The sequence below is a fragment of the Bythopirellula superficialaquae genome, assembly GCF_059632245.1.
On the sequence record NZ_CP197426.1, the window covers coordinates 2299023 to 2315874 of the forward strand.

Annotated in this window: 12 protein-coding genes; 7 read left to right on the plus strand and 5 right to left on the minus strand. The window is 50.5% G+C overall.

Annotation, left to right across the window (positions count from 1 at the left end; translation table 11 throughout):
• Position 1: 1 nt before the first annotated feature.
• The 3 genes from SH678x_RS09425 to SH678x_RS09435 are packed head-to-tail and all read right to left on the minus strand — an operon-like array spanning position 2 to position 6199.
• Complete coding sequence (locus SH678x_RS09425) at positions 2-2725, minus strand: O-antigen ligase family protein (RefSeq protein WP_496922651.1); 2724 nt, start codon at positions 2723-2725, stop codon at positions 2-4.
• 21 nt (positions 2726-2746) lie between these two features.
• Entirely contained in the window at positions 2747-5083 is a 2337-nt protein-coding gene (locus SH678x_RS09430; protein ID WP_496922652.1) for a GumC family protein, read from the minus strand.
• A 6-nt stretch (positions 5084-5089) separates the two neighbouring features.
• The gene (locus SH678x_RS09435) at positions 5090-6199 is read right to left on the minus strand and encodes a polysaccharide biosynthesis/export family protein (protein ID WP_496922653.1); all 1110 of its coding nucleotides are present in this window, start codon (positions 6197-6199) and stop codon (positions 5090-5092) included.
• 302 nt (positions 6200-6501) lie between these two features.
• On the opposite strand from SH678x_RS09435, the gene SH678x_RS09440 reads away from it, so the two are divergent.
• From SH678x_RS09440 to SH678x_RS09465, 6 genes are read left to right on the plus strand one after another with little or no spacing between them, the layout of a single operon-like run.
• On the plus strand, positions 6502-7749 hold the full coding sequence (locus tag SH678x_RS09440; protein ID WP_496922654.1) for a polysaccharide biosynthesis protein: 1248 nt from the start codon (positions 6502-6504) through the stop codon (positions 7747-7749).
• The gene (locus SH678x_RS09445; RefSeq protein WP_496922655.1) at positions 7746-8882 is read left to right on the plus strand and encodes a polysaccharide biosynthesis C-terminal domain-containing protein; all 1137 of its coding nucleotides are present in this window, start codon (positions 7746-7748) and stop codon (positions 8880-8882) included. The genes SH678x_RS09440 and SH678x_RS09445 overlap by 4 nt, the downstream gene beginning before the upstream one ends.
• A 2-nt stretch (positions 8883-8884) precedes the next feature.
• Positions 8885-10018 carry a non-hydrolyzing UDP-N-acetylglucosamine 2-epimerase gene (gene wecB, locus SH678x_RS09450; protein ID WP_496922656.1) on the plus strand — a complete coding sequence of 378 codons (1134 nt, stop codon included), beginning with the start codon at positions 8885-8887 and terminating at the stop codon, positions 10016-10018.
• 57 nt (positions 10019-10075) lie between these two features.
• A complete protein-coding gene (locus SH678x_RS09455; protein ID WP_496923065.1) occupies positions 10076-11392 on the plus strand; it encodes a NeuD/PglB/VioB family sugar acetyltransferase in 1317 nt (438 codons plus the stop codon).
• A gap of 23 nt (positions 11393-11415) precedes the next feature.
• Positions 11416-12702: a glycosyltransferase family 4 protein gene (locus SH678x_RS09460; protein WP_496922657.1), complete on the plus strand. Its 1287-nt coding sequence runs from the start codon at positions 11416-11418 to the stop codon at positions 12700-12702.
• Between the two features lie 5 nt (positions 12703-12707).
• Positions 12708-13766: a GNAT family N-acetyltransferase gene (locus SH678x_RS09465; protein ID WP_496922658.1), complete on the plus strand. Its 1059-nt coding sequence runs from the start codon at positions 12708-12710 to the stop codon at positions 13764-13766.
• Positions 13767-13792: 26 nt separating this feature from the next.
• Here the strand turns inward: SH678x_RS09465 and SH678x_RS09470 are convergent, their stop codons facing one another.
• Together SH678x_RS09470 and SH678x_RS09475 are read right to left on the minus strand one after the other, a co-directional pair.
• The gene (locus tag SH678x_RS09470; protein ID WP_496922659.1) at positions 13793-14707 is read right to left on the minus strand and encodes a sulfotransferase; all 915 of its coding nucleotides are present in this window, start codon (positions 14705-14707) and stop codon (positions 13793-13795) included.
• A gap of 70 nt (positions 14708-14777) precedes the next feature.
• Positions 14778-15419, minus strand: coding sequence for a sugar transferase (locus tag SH678x_RS09475; protein ID WP_496922660.1), 642 nt, complete (start codon positions 15417-15419; stop codon positions 14778-14780).
• Between the two features lie 156 nt (positions 15420-15575).
• Here SH678x_RS09475 and SH678x_RS09480 point away from each other — a divergent pair, with 156 nt between their 5' ends.
• The gene (locus tag SH678x_RS09480) at positions 15576-16808 is read left to right on the plus strand and encodes a DegT/DnrJ/EryC1/StrS family aminotransferase (protein WP_496922661.1); all 1233 of its coding nucleotides are present in this window, start codon (positions 15576-15578) and stop codon (positions 16806-16808) included.
• Positions 16809-16852 lie beyond the last annotated feature (44 nt).

Consider the following 16852-nt stretch of genomic DNA (forward strand, 5'->3'; position numbering starts at 1 on the left):
GTCATTTTACTTTGCTGGGGGTGTGTGTCGTTTTGGCAAGTCTTTGCATTTTTCCACGCGTGGCTTGCCGCAATTCAAGTTGGACTGGGTGGTGGTTCGGCAATTGCTGAGCACACCAGTACAGATGGTGTTCTGCAGCATCAAATTGGCCGAAAGCAATCAGGCATTTACCTAGTTTGCGTCTGACATCAATGGAATTAGGGTAAGCTTTGTAGGCCTGTTGCAAGCATTGATAAGCTGCGTGCTGATCGTTGAGCTTGAGTTGCATGTCTGCTAGAGTGCTCCAAGCTTTACAGGCGAACTCGGGCAAAAGGGTGGGTGAGACTTGCGCGATCTCTTGAGCGGCATAGTGCATGATGGCTTGTTGATCTGACAACGAGCCGTTCGCTTCGTAGGCCTGCCACAACATCTCCATGGCAGACCAGTCAGGCTTGAATTCGTGCAAGAAAACTTGTGCAGGAAGTTCCTGAACCAAGATCAAAGCAATGTACTGTTGATGAATTCCCTTGGCCGCGAATGCTGTGCGCCAGAGCTTCATGGCTTGCTCACGATCGTCGGCAATGAAATAATTTTTGCCAATGCCAAATAAATGCATAGGATTGAGCGGGTTAACACGCAATCCTTGTGCGGCGTAGGCGTTGTAGGTATTCATGCCCTGGCCTTCGAGAAAACACAATTCAGCCAGACAGATATAGGCCTCGGCTTGAAGTGGACAAAGCTTGAGCGCGCAGCGAGCGTGCATAGAGGCTTGATAGAGCAACTGACTGCTCTCGCCGAATGCGACTTTAAGCCAACTCCGTAGTTCGTGTTCTGAACGAAACTTGCTGGCTTGAGCAGCCTCGCGGACTTGGCTGAGCGCCATTGCATTGCCGTTTTCATGGCACGCGGTTTCAAACTGCTTAAGAAGGGCACAAGCAAGTTGAGCATGTGCCGACGCCGAGGAGGGACACTCTCGAACAATTGTTTGTAGACTTTGCAGCTCAATGGCTGCATTCATACGCTCTGCTTCTTCCAGTTCTTCGCGTAAATGTTGCCAACCCGCGTTTTTCTGTTTTGCGATGGACTCATTTCCCAGCCGAGCGCGTGTGTAAGTATCCCAGGTCAGTGACGACTTCGCAGTGGGGAAGAGTGTCATCACAATCCAAAGTGCCGCGACCCCGGTTCCCAGGACCATGTTAAAATTCGTAAGTTGCGAAACCGGTGGTTGGTGACTTCGGTCAGCATTGCGCACACTGGATAGCTGCCAAAGTCGTAACATGCAACCGGCAAGCAAGATCGTGACGGTCGCGCAAGCGGGAATATACCACACAAAATCCACAACGGAATGAACGGCGCTCGCGACGAGGGCAGCAATCATCCCACCCGCAAGAATTTGTGTTTGGGAGTTTCTACTCTCTGCAAATACGCTACGTATACCCCATGAAAATACGATCAACAGCGCGGTCGCTAAAAGTAGCAATCCAGGAAGACCATTTTCAGAAGCGATCTGCAGGTAGCCATTTTCGGCATGTGTGAATATCGTGGGAAAGTAGCGATCGATATAGATAGGATAGGTATATTGTTGCGTGCCGGCTCCGGAGCCTGTGAGCCAACCGGCGCGAAACGCGGCCAAGTTCGCCTGCCAAATACTGCGGCGGCCACCGCCGCTATCGACAATCTCAAGAGAAGTGCTCGAGAGCGAGTCAACGCGCTGCGCCAGCTTGTCATAGGTGCCGGTGATCGAAAGTGCCACGACAACAACTATGATCAGAAATCCCGCCGACAAGGCATGACCAGAGTTCAGGAGGCCGGCTTTTGCATAAATCAGAGTTAGGACCACTCCCGAGGCGGTCATAGCAAGTAGGCCACCACGCGAGAGTGACGCGAGAATAGCGAAAGTGACGATCACTGCGGCTACGGTTAAAACCAAGCAGGATGAGTGGTGTCCTGGCGAAGCCACTACAGATTTACGTCGTTGCCGACTGCTGGTGTGATCTTCGCGAACTGGGTTCCGCTTCAATACGGCGGATGCCACCAGGGCTGATAACCCGAGAACCAAGAAATGTGCAAAATGATTGCGCGACGTGAAACCTGCCTTGAAAGAATCCTTTGTGTCCACGAAGGGATAATCGTAGAACCAAAAAAACTTTCCATTGGCCGTGAAATACTGCACAATTCCAAAGCAAGCGACAATGGTTGCCGAAATGCCGATCCAGCGAACAATCCGTTTAATGTCTTCAATAGTTTCAAGACGCTGGACCGTGGTGATGAATAACAAACCATAGGCCATCAAAGTGGCAAGCGACGAGCGCGTTTCTTCGGGGCATAATGAGACAGTTTGCCATGTTCCCAACGACGGTGCCGACGCATTCGGACCGTTCCAAAGAGGCAGGATTTCGTTTATTCGTGGTGCGAGTTTGCTCAGCCATTCATGAGGCAGGGGTACCAACTGAAAGGCGACCCATGCGGTTGCGACTGCGAATAGCCAGACGGCCGGTGTGCTGAAGCCCGGAGACTTTTTTACCCAAAGTTGCCGGGCAAACCATGTGAAAGCCGTAAAGACGCAACAGCTAAGTATGGCAAAATGCCCAAGAGGGTGCCTGCCACCAAAGAGGTGTGGCCCAATGAATATAATCGACCACAGACCAAGATCGACAACTTGCAGTAGCGTCGTAGCTCGGCGTTCATCGCCCCGTGCGAGTTGTCCGCGGCTGGAACTTGTTCGAATTGCTTGCCAGGTCGCCATACCCTGTCTCAAAAACTATTTCTAAGCAGCTCGACGGGGCTGAACAGGAGAAGCTTCAGAGCGTCTACGAGGTGTCTGACGCTCTGGCGGGGAATATCGAACACTTGCATCTTCAGCGGGTAGGTCTTCCGGACTTTCTTCGTGACCGTAGGTATATCCATAGCCATAACCGTAGCCATAGCCGCCGTATCCGTAACTTTGGGAATCCGGTGATAAAGCATTGGCCACAACTCCCAGAACTCGGCAACCAGAAGCATGGAAACTTTCAACAGCACGAATAACTGCCCGACGATGATTTTTCTCGGGCCGAACAACCAGAATGGCTCCATCAACGAGTTGTCCGACGATTTGAGCATCGCTGACCGCGAGAATGGGCGGGCAATCGACGATTACGCGATCGTAGACAGAATCGGCCCATGCAAGGAGTTCGACAAACGCCTGACTGCTTAAGAGTTCGGCTGGGTTGGGACGTCGCAGACCGACAGGGAGGACATGCAGTCCTTTAACTGCAGTTTGATATATCAGTGTTGGGGCGGTTTCGGCAGGTGGCAGATTGGAGGTGATAACTTCCGCAACTCCGGGAATGCCCTTGAGATTGAGCAATGTTGTGAAGCCAGGTCGGCGTAAATCGGCATCAATGACCAAAGTTGATTTCCCCGCTTGTGCAAACGCGGTGGAAAGATTGGCCGTAATTGTCGTTTTGCCGTCACCCGGTTCAGAGCTGCAAATCAATAGTCGTTCGCAGGCCGAGCCCGTCATCGATAAGGCAGTCCTAAGCGTGCGGAACGCCTCGGTTTCGACGGCATTAGGCATGGCATGGGTATGAACTGTTTCCATGCCTGTGCCAGGCAAGGGATCCAATTTTCGTACCATAGCTAAGACCGGAACACCTAGTTGAGCCTGCATTTCCTCGGGAGAATTGAAACGGTCATCGAGAACGTCTTGGATGTAAACAATGATTGTGCCGAGTACCATCCCCCCCCCGAGACAAGCGACGATTAAGAAGCGAAGCTGAGGTGACACGGGAACAAGATTAGGAATTGGCGCCCGCACAACGGTTGCTTGGATAGGCGCTTGTTCCTGACGCATATCAACCGTTGAAATCTTTTCAAACAGCAAATCGTATTGGGTTTCCAAGCGTGTGACTTCTCGTTCGAGCATCCTTAATTGGACGACATCGCCACTGTGCCGCGCGGCTTCTTGGCGAGCCTCATCGAATGAAGCCGTGATCTGCTGCTCTTTCTGCTGAGTTTGACGAACGGCTTGTTCGAGCATTTTTTGGACAATTGGTCCCAGTTGTTGATTTCCGCCCGCTCCGAATCGCTGTCCGATATTCTGGCGGTAGGAGTCGAGAAATTGCTGAGTGTTGCTAATTTGTGCTTGTAACTGAGCGATATGCGGATGGTTGGGCCCATAGAAGTTGAGCAAGGAATTCAGTTCTTGTTTGGTCGCCAATAGTTGCTTCTGTTGGTCTTCAAGTACTGCTAGATCCTCGGTGCTCATTCCGAGTGACGAGAGGAGCATTTGGCGGCCGACGGTCTCTTCCATGCCCACGAGATGTTGATTGATATCTTCGCCGCGCTCAAGCGCGCCGTTAACTGAAGCTAAAGTCGCTTGCAGTTCGAGACGTCGTTCTTGTGTGTCGAGTAGCGCATCGTTGAGACGCAAAGCACGTTGAATAATCGGTTCGGTGACTTTATCGTCCGCATTGGCGGCTAGGTAGCCAACTTGTTGGCTAAAGGATTGCAGCTGATTCTGTTTCTCGGCGAGTTTAGCTTCCAACTCGCCTCCCTTTTCCAACAAACTTTGTAATGTTTCACCAGCCGTGCCCCGATGCTTCTCTTCAACAAACTGGAGATACGAGCTTATGACGGCGCGTACGACGGCAGCCGCGGCTTCAGGGTGCTTCGAGCGATAACTGACGTTGATGAAATTTGTTTTGCGCGTGACGCTCGCGGTGAGGTTGTCCGTAATTGTGTCGACCCATTCGTGAACGGGCACTCCGATCAGATCGACGCGAAATTGTGGCGGCAATTGCTTGATTGCATTTTGAACCACAATGGGACTCGAGATTAACTTCTGGTGCGTCGCCATCGTATCTTCAGAAGTTTCGTGATCGCCGACCGTCGAAAGATGGTCTTGCTTCTGTTGAATAATGAGCAACTCGGAAGTCGAGGAGTATTTGCGAACTGCCAGCGTATAATAAATTGTACCTAGAAAACTACAGCAGAGGATTGAAGTGACAAGGACCTGCTTTCGGCGACGGACAATCTGTAAAAAGCGCGCAATCGTAGCCACGATATCAACCGAGGGCGTGACATCAGGGTCGGACGACAGGTGAGGTGGCATACTTGTCATAGATGATTAGAAAAAGTTGCTTCCAGACACACCGACCGTGAGATGGAAGAGTTTCGAAAACGTCTCAAAGACGGCTGTGACCGGTGTTTGTTCGATGCTAATCATGTCGCCCTCAGCAAGAATCAGATTTTCCTGGCCGTCGTGTTTCGCTCGTTGCATACTGGCTTGGATCACGATCGGCTGGGGGCGTGTCGAGGTGGGTCTAATGATGTACACTTTGTCCGCGACGATCGACGAACTCCCTCCTGCGAGCGCAATGGCATCCAAGAGACGGACATTTTCGGTGTGTGAGAGTTCGAATTGACCTGGATTCTTGACTAGGCCGCCGACGTGAATAGTTCGCTTGGGTTTGCTCTGAACCATGACGACATCACGATCTTGCAACCGATAATCCTGATAAACATTGCGAGCTGCCACGTCAGCAAGATTGATACGTTGGGTCATTGCTGGACCATCGAGAGGAGCAACCGCAGGATCTGGAGTGTTGCTCAGCGTACTGTAAGCCGTGAGTTCGACTTCACCTGATTTGGTTTTTGATGAAGGCTGTTGCGCGAATCGCGTGTAGTTATTACTTGTTGGCATGTGTTGGCGAATGATTTCGACGTCCGAGCCGGCTTCTTTGGTTACTCCCCCCGCCATGGCAATCGCGCTGACGACATCACAAGAGTTGCGTGGAACTTCGATAAGTCCTGGTTTTTCAACGGCTCCCAAGACTGTGATGTGATTGACCGCTTTCTTCTTGAATTCCACGGTCACGTTCGGTTGAATATAGATGCCTCGTTCGATGGCAGTTGAGGCGATGAGTTGTCCGGCATCGACGGGATCAAGACCACCTACTTGAACCGGACCGATCGGAGAAACATCAACAGTTCCTTCCTTGCCAACGCGAACGACAACAGGCCGAGCTTCTTCATTGTCGCGCCCGGTAACGATCGTCACATCAAGCAAGTCGTCAGGTCCAATCACTGAGTTATCGTAGCCATTGCCAGTCATCCGCGCCATGTTGACGGAGACATCGCCTACGGTGGGGCTGGCCCGCAATTCCTGAGGAAGACTGTGTGCTTGAAACATTGCATTGCGGCAACCTGTCGTGAAACTTGCCGACAGTACCAGCATACAAAGCCACGCTAGGCGTCGAGAATTGACTGTAAACAAACCCATCTCGCGGCGCTGGAGATGCAGCCGAGTTCGATGAAATTTGTAAGTCAACGGACGCATGGTATTGGGTCTCGACGATGTGAGAACGCATCATCTCCAGGGGAAGTCACGGATAGCTCAAGCCACGGGATTGCTTAGCTACCTCTACCGAGAGGGGGTGAAATACTAACTCCCCCTTATTGCGGCAAGTCCGCTTTGAAATCCTGAGAGCTTTAGCTCGATGCTAGCGAATGTAAAAGGTGGGAATACAGTGCTATCAGATGCGGCTTTCCGATCTGGTCTTGTCATCGTTTAAGGAAAGCTCTTACACTCACGCCACCTATCAGAATGTCAGTTCACCCCGCAATCGAGCTGCCATTTGGTCTAATGGAAACAGCGATCGACCTCGCTTTGCCTCGCAGGGCACGGATGCCGACAGCGAGAAAGATTTCGACCATTACTCGCAGAAGGATGCTCGAGCAATGTTCAATGGACAAACACTCTTCGTCACGGGCGGAACAGGCTCGTTTGGCCACGACTTCACACGGCTCGTGCTTAGCCGTCACAACCCCCAGCGGGTGATCGTTTACAGTCGTGATGAAAAGAAACAACATGATATGCGGTTGGAATTCAACGACCCCCGACTCGAATTTGTGATCGGCGACGTTCGAGATCGTAATCAACTGATGATGGCGATGCGAGGAGTTGACTACGTCTTTCACGCAGCAGCCCTCAAACAGGTCCCTTCCTGCGAGTTTTTTCCGATGGAAGCTGTTCTCACGAACGTCGTAGGGACAAACAATGTTCTTGATGCCGCCGAGATTAATAACGTTAGGAAAATGGTCGTATTGAGTACGGACAAGGCCGTCTATCCAATCAACGCAATGGGCCAAACTAAGGCTCTGATGGAAAAACTCACACTTGCGAGAGCGAAGCAAAGTACTACCAAAACGATTTTTTGTGGCGTCCGTTACGGAAACGTGATGTATTCGCGAGGTTCCGTGATTCCTCTATTCGTGAAACAAATTATCAGCGGTGAGCCACTCACGATTACTGATCCGCATATGACGCGGTTGTTACTTCCGTTGGCTGAAGCCGTACGGCTAGTGACGTTTGCGATGGAAAACGGCGAGCAAGGCGACATCTTTGTTCGCAAAGCTACCGCAACTTCAGTGCACACTTTGGCCAAAGCCATGTTGAATTTGTTTCAAGCGAAGAATCCGATAAAAATAGTCGGGGTTCGCGCGGGCGAGAAACTCCACGAAATCTTAGTAAGTTCGGAAGAGCTCACTCGTGCTGAAGATTGTGGCGACTACTATCGGGTGCATTGTCAGCGCGATCAAAATTACGACGAATATTTTGTGCGTGGGATTGTCTCCGAAGAAATTGCTCGTGAAGGCTACACGTCCGAAAACGCGCCTCAATTGTCGGTTCGCGAAACCGAGGACTTGCTGTTGGAACTGCCGGAAATTCACCGCGATCTTGAACAATGGTTGCCGCAAGGTTTTGCTCGTCGGAGGGCCGCATGAGCGACCTAACAAATTGCGTGCAAGTGATTGGAGTCACTGGCCCGCAGGGATTTGTGGCAGGGCATTTGATTCGTACACTCCGGGCCAAGTCGAACATAAAAGTACTCCCCTGCCCGCGTGCGGCCTTTGATTGTCCTGAAGAATTGGCAGGCTTTGTATCCAGTTGCGACGTGATCGTCCATTTGGCCGGAATGAATCGTGGCGAGGAAGCCGAAGTCTATGCAGTGAACGTAGTGCTGGCTGAAAAATTAGTAGCGGCTGCTGATTCCGCGACGAAGCCTCTAATAATACTTTTCGCCTCTTCCACTCAACGCGATCGAGAGAATTCCTACGGCAAGTCGAAAAAGCATGCTGAGACGATTTTCGATGCGTGGGCAAAAGCCGGTGCTCAGCGATATGCCACGAGTCTAATTATTCCGAATGTTTACGGGCCAGGTTGTAAGCCATTTTACAATTCTGTCGTGGCAACATTCTGTCACCAACTGGCGCATGGAATCAGTCCGAGAATCGACGTCGACAGCGAGATTGAATTCATCTGGATTAACGAGTTGGTGAAACGGATCTGCCAAGAGATCGACCACGGCCAAAGTGTTCAAGAACTGCGGCTTGATGGAACCGCGAATTTGCGAGTCACCGAATTGTTGGTCAAGTTGCAATCATTCCAGACAAGCCACACCGTGCATAACATGGTGCCAGATATCAGTGATCCTCTGGATGCGAGCTTATACGCGACCTACCTATCCTATTTGGACCTCGACCAGCACGTCCACCGACCACAAATACATCGTGACGAACGCGGATCGTTGTATGAAGTCATCCGTATGGCAAGTGGCGGACAAGTATTTTTTTCGACCACCAAACCGGGCGTGATCCGTGGTAATCACTTTCATACCCGTAAGATTGAATGGTTCTGCGTTCTTAAGGGTGAAGCTGCGATACGCTTACGAAAAGTTGACGAGACCGAGGTGCACGAATTCCTTGTGTCGGGTGATTCTCCTCAGTTCGTCTCGATTCCCGTCCTCTACACGCACCAAATCGAAAATGTGGGCCAAGAGGATTTGCTCACGATGTTTTGGTGTAACGAGATTTATGTTCCCGAAGACGCGGATACTTACTTCGAAAAGGTCGCTTAGAAATGACGAAACAGCTCAAAGTGATGACCATCCTGGGGACGCGGCCCGAAATTATTCGCTTGGCACGCGTCATGGAGCTGTTGGATCAGCATACAGAGCACGTCCTTGTACACACCGGCCAGAATTCCGATTACGAACTCAATGAAGTATTCTTTAAGGATCTGCGAGTTAAGCAGCCGAAGCATTTTTTGAACGTCAACCGCGAATCTCTGGGCAGAATATTAGGCGATGTGCTGATTAAGTCGGAAGTCGTTCTGCGGCAGGAAAAGCCCGATGCGGTATTAATCTTGGGCGATACGAATAGCGCGTTCGCAGGGATTATCGCCCGCCGCATGAAAATTCCGTTGTATCACATGGAAGCGGGAAACCGTTGTTTTGATTTTAACGTGCCTGAAGAATTAAACCGGCGGATCATCGACCATATTAGCGATTTTAATTTGGTTTACACCGAGCACGCGCGTCGAAATTTGCTTGCCGAAGGCATTCACCCACGTCGGATTTATCTGACGGGATCGCCGATGAGAGAGGTGCTCGACGACAACAAGCCGGGAATCGACGCCAGCGACATACTGACAAAACTCCAGCTCGAGTCCCAAAAATACTTTCTTCTGAGCATGCATCGCGCGGAGAATGTTGACATCGAGGAACATCTTACCGAGCTTCTCGAGGCGATGAACTTGTTGAGCGATCAATATCAGCTGCCAGTCATCGTAACGACTCATCCGCGAACTAAAAGCCGGCTGGATGCGCTTAAATTTCGTTCGCGTGACAATATTCGTTTTCTTCCGCCTTTTGGATATCACGATTATGTGCGACTTCAATTGGAAGCGTATTGCACGCTGTCTGATAGCGGAACGATTAGCGAAGAAAGCTCAATACTTGGTTTTCCAGCCATCACGATGCGTACTGCGATGGAGCGTCCCGAGGCCATGGATTCTGGGCACATTGTGCTTACGGGACGTGACCCCGAGACAATTATGCGGAGCGTGGAGTTGGTCGTGCAAAGCGCGGCCCATGACAGGCTACAACCAATTGCGAAAGAATACGATGTTACCAACACATCATACCGCGTGCTCAAGCTTATTTTAGGCACGGCCAAGTTAGGGCATTTGTGGGATGGCATCGTCGCGGCTTAAGGACGGTACTCCTTTTGTGGCTAAGACACCATGAAAAACTTACCTGAGTCAGTCCAGATGCAAGCAGTTTATGCTCTTGGCCAAACCAGCGAACGGCCCATTTTTGCAAGTTTTTACCGACGGCATGGTAAACGGATATTTGATCTCGTTTTTGCTACGCTGACTTTGGTCGCGTTTTCGCCAGTACTCCTTTTTGTAGCTCTTAGTGTTCGCTTCAAAATTGGCAGCCCCGTTCTCTTTTGTCGTGCTCGAACCGGTTTGCAGGGAAAGTTCTTCAATCTCATTAAATTTCGGTCCATGAATGAAGCTGTGGACGAACGCGGGGAACTCTTGCCCGACGAACAGCGGCTCACTACATTCGGGAAATTCTTGCGAGCTTCGAGTTTGGACGAGCTTCCGGAGCTATGGAACATATTACGAGGTGAAATGAGCTTCGTAGGCCCGCGACCGTTGTTGGTCGAGTATTTGGAACTCTATTCGCCTGATCAAATGCGCCGCCATGAACTCCTCCCTGGGCTGACAGGGTGGTCGCAGATTCACGGACGCAATTCTTTGAGCTGGGAAGAGAAGTTCAGCCACGATGTATGGTATGTCGACCACTGCAGTTTTGCGTTAGATCTTCAGATTCTTTTTAAAACAATTGGCAAAGTTCTCATGCGACAGGGTGTAAGTCAGACTGGACACGCAACGACGGAGAAATTTAAAGGCACCAAGGAGCAAGCCATCGAAGAGCATCTTGATAAGGGTGTCATCGTGCTTGGCGCGGGAGGACATGCCAAGGTGGTCGTCAGTACTTTGCTTGCCGCTGGGTACGAGATATCAGGCATCTACGACGATGCACCCGAGTTGCTTGGAAAGAGTATACAAGGAATCGAAGTGCGTGGCAGCATTTCAGGCCTTCCTACCCTTTCCACGACGCGTGCTATTGTCGCTATTGGCGATTCAACAACACGACAGGCAATCGTTGAAAAATTTTCGTTTACTTGGATTACCTTGGTTCATCCGACGGCTTACGTAGACGCAGCCGCAAGCATAGGGGCCGGTAGTGTGATCATGGCTGGAGCTATCATCCAACCAGATAGCCATATTGGTCGTCATGCCATTGTCAACACGGCTGCTTCCATCGATCACGAGTGCCTGGTCGGAGATTTTGTCCACATTGGTCCAGGCTGTCATTTGGCGGGTGCTATTCATGTTGGCCAGCGAACACTCTTAGGAACCGGCAGCATTGTCGCGCCACGCATCCAAATCGGTGCCGACGTTGTGGTTGGTTCAGGCACGGTGATCATCAAGGACGTGCCTGACAATGTCACCGCCGTGGGACACCCGGCGCGAATCATCAAGCAAGGCGTCCAGCAGACGCAGGCGGCATGAAACAAATAGGCATCTGATTTATTATGCGTGTACTTATACTAACTCAGTATTACTCGCCCGAGCCGACGTTCAAATTCGCGGACTTGGCGCGGGGTCTGCGCGAACGTGGGCATGACGTTCAAGTCATTACTGGATTCCCTTGTTATCCTTTGGGACGAATCTACTCTGGATACCGTCAATCGCTCTATCAACAAGAAACGGTCGACGGCATCGACGTCACACGACTACCGCAATGGCCTGACCATAGCCGGTCGATCCTACGGCGAGTGCTCTATTATTTCTCTTTTGCGTTGTCGGCCGCGACAATCGGATTATGGCGGGCTCGACAAGCCGATGTCATTCTCGTTTATCAATCGGCGTTTCCCGTGGGTTTAGCGGCTTGGGTGATTAGCCGAGTCAAGCGTATACCGTATGTTTGCGACGTGGTGGACTTGTGGCCAGAGAGCGTGGCAGCCACGGGGTTTATGCGGAATCGATTTGCTCTGGGCATCATTCGGGCGATTGTAAAATTCGTTTATCGAGGCGCTGAGCGTATTAATGTGATCACGGAAGGGTATTGGGGCAATTTAGTAGATCTAGGAGTTCCGCCAGAGAAGCTCTCTTTGATTCACTGTTGGCCTAGTGCTGGTCAATTCGATCCAGTACCGAGAGACGCTGAATACGCGCATGCAGAGAAGCTGGCAGGTCGATTCAACGTTATGTATGCCGGCACCATGGGGCCAGTGCAGGATCTTCGCACAGTGATTGATGCAGCCCTGCTTTTGCAGGATACTCCTGCAGTACAGTTCATCATGGTTGGTGATGGCATGGAAAGTGAAGAACTCGCTGCCTATGCCAATCAGCGGGGATTAAACAACGTGCGATTTCTGGGACGTAAGTCGCCAAGCGAGGTGCAAAAGCTGTTTCCGTTGACGGATGCATTATTGGTTCATCTAAAAAGTGACCCAATGTCGAAGATATCTATTCCTTCCAAAACTTTTGCCTATATGGCGGCTGGTCGGCCAATCTTAATGGCTGTTGAGGGTGAGGCTGGTGCGCTTATTGAGAAACATGGTTGTGGAATTGCCGTGCAACCATCCCATCCAGAAGCACTAGCCAAGGCTATTAGAACTCTCTATAACCTGCCCTCAACTGAGCGACAAAACATGGCTCGATGTGCGTTGTCGGCTTACAACAATCATTATCATCCGGATCGGCAGATTATAAAATTCGAGACGTTGTTGCTCGACACACAAGGTAAAAATAAGTTCAAAAAAACGGTCGATCAACAACCGAGTCTGGAACTTGGCCCATCCTATCCTCATTCCTGAGAGATTTGATTTTTCTCATGCTAGTTGAACTGATAAATAAGGATGATGCTCGCTGGTCGGCCATGCTTGGGCGAGTGGAACATGATGTTTATCATTTGCCAAAATATGCGTCTTTGGAATCTCAACAGGGAACCCATGAGCCCGCCGCACTGTATGGAGTGAACGCCAAGGGCGATGAATTTCTCGTTCCTCTGCTGTTACGATCTCTTCCTGCACGCCTTGGACTACCCGATTCCTGGCGCGACGCGACGGTTCCGTACGGATATCCGGCACCGATTAGCTCATCTTACGACGATGCGTCGATGAATGAGTTTTTGCAACAGGCCGCGAAAGTTGTCCAAGACAATGACGTGATTTCAGTCTTTTTGCGTTGGCACCCCGTATGGCCACGACCCTCGCGACGCGCTATTACCAATGAGAAGATCGTCGATCATGGTCAGACTGTGTTTGTCGACCTCACGGAGTCGATCGAGGAATGGCACGCACAAACGCGAAACGAACTTCGATACAGTGTGCGGCGTTTAGGCAAACTCGATTTTAAAGTGGCTATCGACGATTGGTCGATGTTGCCAGAATTCCATCGGGTGTATCAAGCGACGATGGGACGCGTCGGGGCGAAGAGCAGATATTGTTATTCCTTGGAATATTTACATGGTCTTCGTGAAGCATGGGGCGAATGTCTTCATCTTGCGAGCGTCGTTTCTCCTGAAGGAGAAATCGCCGCAGCTGCACTCTTTAGTGAGTGTCACGGAATTCTGCAGTACCATTTAAGCGGTTCGGATGAGAAATACCTGCGCTTGGCACCAACCAAATTTCTGCTCGATCGGATCCGGTATTGGGGCAAAGATCGTGGCGACAAGGTTTTTCATTTAGGTGGTGGAGTTGATGGACAAGAAGATTCTTTGTTCGCATTTAAGGCAGCCTTCTCGAAGCATCGAAGTTCGTTCCAGACGTCGCGCATCATTACTGATACAAATCGCTACGAGCAAGCGATGATAGCCAGCTGCGGCAAGCCATCTCATCCTCAAGAGATGTTTTTTCCCACCTATCGCAAAGCAGCTTAGGTCGAGACTACAGTCAGCATTAAACCTTAGCCTGCCTGTGCCTGAAGATTCTCGTAAGCAACGCGCAATTGATCGCGGAGGTAATGTTCGGTAGGACTTGCAGAAAAGGGAAACTGTGCGGGCGGGGAGTTAATTTGCTTTACCGTCTGACCATTATTCTTAAGTACTTCGAGCAGTTGCTCAAGAACGCCTTGAGGATTAGTGCATAGGTCGCGATATTCAATTATTAGTGTGTTGTTGCTGCCGATCAGCTCAACTTGATCAGCAATCGCTCGCTCGGTAAAAAAGATTTGACCGGCAATCTGCGAGGGCACTGGTTGATGCTGCAGCCAATCATATTCCTTTGGCTTAAGTGAAATCCACTTATCGATAGAACCCAGTTGTGCTTCTCTGGCCTTGAGAATAGACAGCCCGTTGTCGATGGGATCTCGGCGTATCCAAAGAAAGATACTTTTCGGTAGTACCTGCTGCATCCTCTTCAAATGCCAAATCAATAAGAACGACTTAAACACGAGGGGCTTACCGAACGCGTGTGTCATGTTGATGAGCACTTTACGCAAGCGAACCCAATCGATGAGCTGTTCAAAGCCTGCCGGTTGTTCAGCCATTTCTGGATAACCCAAAAAGTATCTCCAAAAATAGCCAAATTCATGGGGTTCTTGAATACTTGTCGTTCGTCCCAGGTCCGAGCGATAGCTGGCCGGTCTCGCTCCCGCTAGCAGCTTTTCAGATAGCTGAATGCCGTAGCAAGGCGCTCGCCAGAAACTAGCGATGAAGTTATTGATATAACCGACATCCAAATTGGCACTAATCAGCTGAGATAAGAGCGTCGTACCAGATCGTGGTGCGCCCAAGATGTGGATTGTGGAATAGTCTTCAGGCAGATCGAGGAGATTTTGATCGTGACTGCTTGCCAGCGACTGATTGAGTGCCAAAAGCATCTGCTCATAACTCTCATCCTTCTTGTAGTGTCCGATCAAAGTGGGTTCGATTCGATCACAGGACATGCGATTATCTGCTATCTAGAACGGCCTTCTGAGGTATATCATCGACATGCTCTGGGTTCCTATCGAGCACTATGCCGTCGCCGGTAAGTATAACTCGTATAGTTTTCAATGCGATGCTCAGATCTAACAACAAGGAATAGTTGTTCACATATTGAAGATCAAACTCAATGCGTTGTGACCAAGGAAGTGTGTTCCTGCCGGAAACTTGGGCTAGACCCGTAATGCCGGGCTTCATGTCACAACGGCCTTTTTGTCGTGGCGTGTAACGCTCGTGGCGTTCTAAGATTCCAGGACGGGGCCCGATGAAAGACATTTGTCCTAAAAGAATATTGATGATTTGAGGTAACTCATCAATGCTTGTCCGGCGAAGGATACGCCCGATGCGCGTTATGCGATTCTCTAGGGGAGTTCCATGCTCATTTAAAAGCTTGTCGGCGTCTTGTATCATCGTGCGGAATTTGAACACATCAAACGGCCTGCCCTTGTAACCTGCTCGAGTGTGACAAAAAAATATTGGCCCACGACTGTCGAGCTTAATCAAAAATGCCACGATGAGGCCAACCGGTAATAGCAACATTAAAAGCAGTGCTGCGCTTACACGATCGAGCCAGTATTTAATGTGGATTTGAAGAGCTTTGAAAGGCATCAGATCTTATGTCGGCCGTGTTCAAAAATTGGACAGGATTGCGGCGATTCTAGTGACGACCATTGCTATCTACAAGACCAGACTCGCCTTGACGGGGCACAATTGCTGCCGCTATACGTCACCCGCTGTACGTCTCAAAGTGACGATGTTGCTAGCATGCAAGCGCCCCTCCAAATCGGCGAAATCAAGATGAAGTTCTCGGATTTTCCTGCATGGCCCGTATGTGGCGACGATGAAATCGCCGCCGTTGAGCGCGTATTACGTTCTGGTCGTCTCAATTACTGGACGGGGACGGAAGGTCTTGCCTTTGAGAAAGAATTTGCCGCCTATGTCGGGTCACGCTATGCGATCGCGTTAGCAAATGGGACCGTGGGCTTGGAGCTAGCGCTGGCTGTATTAGACATTGGGCCCGGTGATGAAGTCATCGTTCCGAGTCGAACATTCATTGCCACGGCGAGCAGTGTTGTCGCACGTGGCGCGCGGCCCATTTGCGTTGATATCGATCGCGCTAGTCAAACGATGACTGCCGAGACGATTCGCCCACATCTGACATCGCGTACCAAGGCGATTATTACCGTGCACTTGGCCGGTTGGCCATGTGATATGCAGCCGATCTTGGAGCTCGCAAAGCGTCTGGATTTATGGGTCATTGAAGACTGTGCGCAGGCTCACGGAGCCAAATATCGTGGCAAGCCCGTAGGAACGCTAGGTGACATTGGCGTCTACTCCTTTTGCCAAGACAAGATTATGACCACCGGAGGTGAAGGTGGTATGCTCGTGACCGATCGCGAGGAAATTTGGAAACGGGCATGGAGCTTCAAAGATCATGGAAAGTGTTACGAAGCTGTTCATAACCAACAGCATGCCCCCGGCTTTCGCTGGCTGCATAAGTCATTTGGAACCAATTGGCGGATGACGGAAATGCAGTCGGCCATTGGTCGCATTGTCTTAAGAAAGCTTGATGGCTGGGTCAAGATTCGCCGCCAGAATGCGGAGATCTATCGCAATATTCTCAGCAGTTGCGACGCAATTCGCGTGGCCCAGCCTGCAGTCGAAGATTACCACTCATTTTATAAATTTTATGTTTTTGTTAGGCCTGAGAGATTACTGCCCGGTTGGAATCGAGATCGTCTCGTCGCGGAAATCAATGCTCTAGGTGTGCCATGTTTCACGGGTTCCTGCAGTGAGATCTATCTAGAAGAAGCCTTCCCACGGGAATGGCGACCCGCGGAACGGTTTCCCGTGGCAAAAGAGCTCGGCGAAACGAGCTTGATGTTTTTAGTGCATCCTACCTTGAGTGCGAATATTGTGGGAAGTTGCGCACGCGGTATTTATGAAATTATTGAGAGCGCCACAATCAAAGACGCCTCGGATTGCCGTGCGGCGTGAGCAACATCTGATTTCCAAACACAGCTGAGCTTCGCGACAGAATG

Bases quoted from the DNA above. Each gene is read 5' to 3' on its own strand.
- SH678x_RS09425 (WP_496922651.1), bottom strand. From the start codon at position 2,725: ATGGCGACCTGGCAAGCAATTCGAACAAGTTCCAGCCGCGGACAACTC.
- SH678x_RS09430 (WP_496922652.1), bottom strand. From the start codon at position 5,083: ATGACAAGTATGCCACCTCACCTGTCGTCCGACCCTGATGTCACGCCC.
- SH678x_RS09435 (WP_496922653.1), bottom strand. From the start codon at position 6,199: ATGCTGGTACTGTCGGCAAGTTTCACGACAGGTTGCCGCAATGCAATG.
- SH678x_RS09440 (WP_496922654.1), top strand. From the start codon at position 6,502: ATGCGGCTTTCCGATCTGGTCTTGTCATCGTTTAAGGAAAGCTCTTAC.
- SH678x_RS09445 (WP_496922655.1), top strand. From the start codon at position 7,746: ATGAGCGACCTAACAAATTGCGTGCAAGTGATTGGAGTCACTGGCCCG.
- wecB (WP_496922656.1), top strand. From the start codon at position 8,885: ATGACGAAACAGCTCAAAGTGATGACCATCCTGGGGACGCGGCCCGAA.
- SH678x_RS09455 (WP_496923065.1), top strand. From the start codon at position 10,076: ATGCAAGCAGTTTATGCTCTTGGCCAAACCAGCGAACGGCCCATTTTT.
- SH678x_RS09460 (WP_496922657.1), top strand. From the start codon at position 11,416: ATGCGTGTACTTATACTAACTCAGTATTACTCGCCCGAGCCGACGTTC.
- SH678x_RS09470 (WP_496922659.1), bottom strand. From the start codon at position 14,707: ATGCTTTTGGCACTCAATCAGTCGCTGGCAAGCAGTCACGATCAAAAT.
- SH678x_RS09475 (WP_496922660.1), bottom strand. From the start codon at position 15,419: ATGCCTTTCAAAGCTCTTCAAATCCACATTAAATACTGGCTCGATCGT.
- SH678x_RS09480 (WP_496922661.1), top strand. From the start codon at position 15,576: ATGCAAGCGCCCCTCCAAATCGGCGAAATCAAGATGAAGTTCTCGGAT.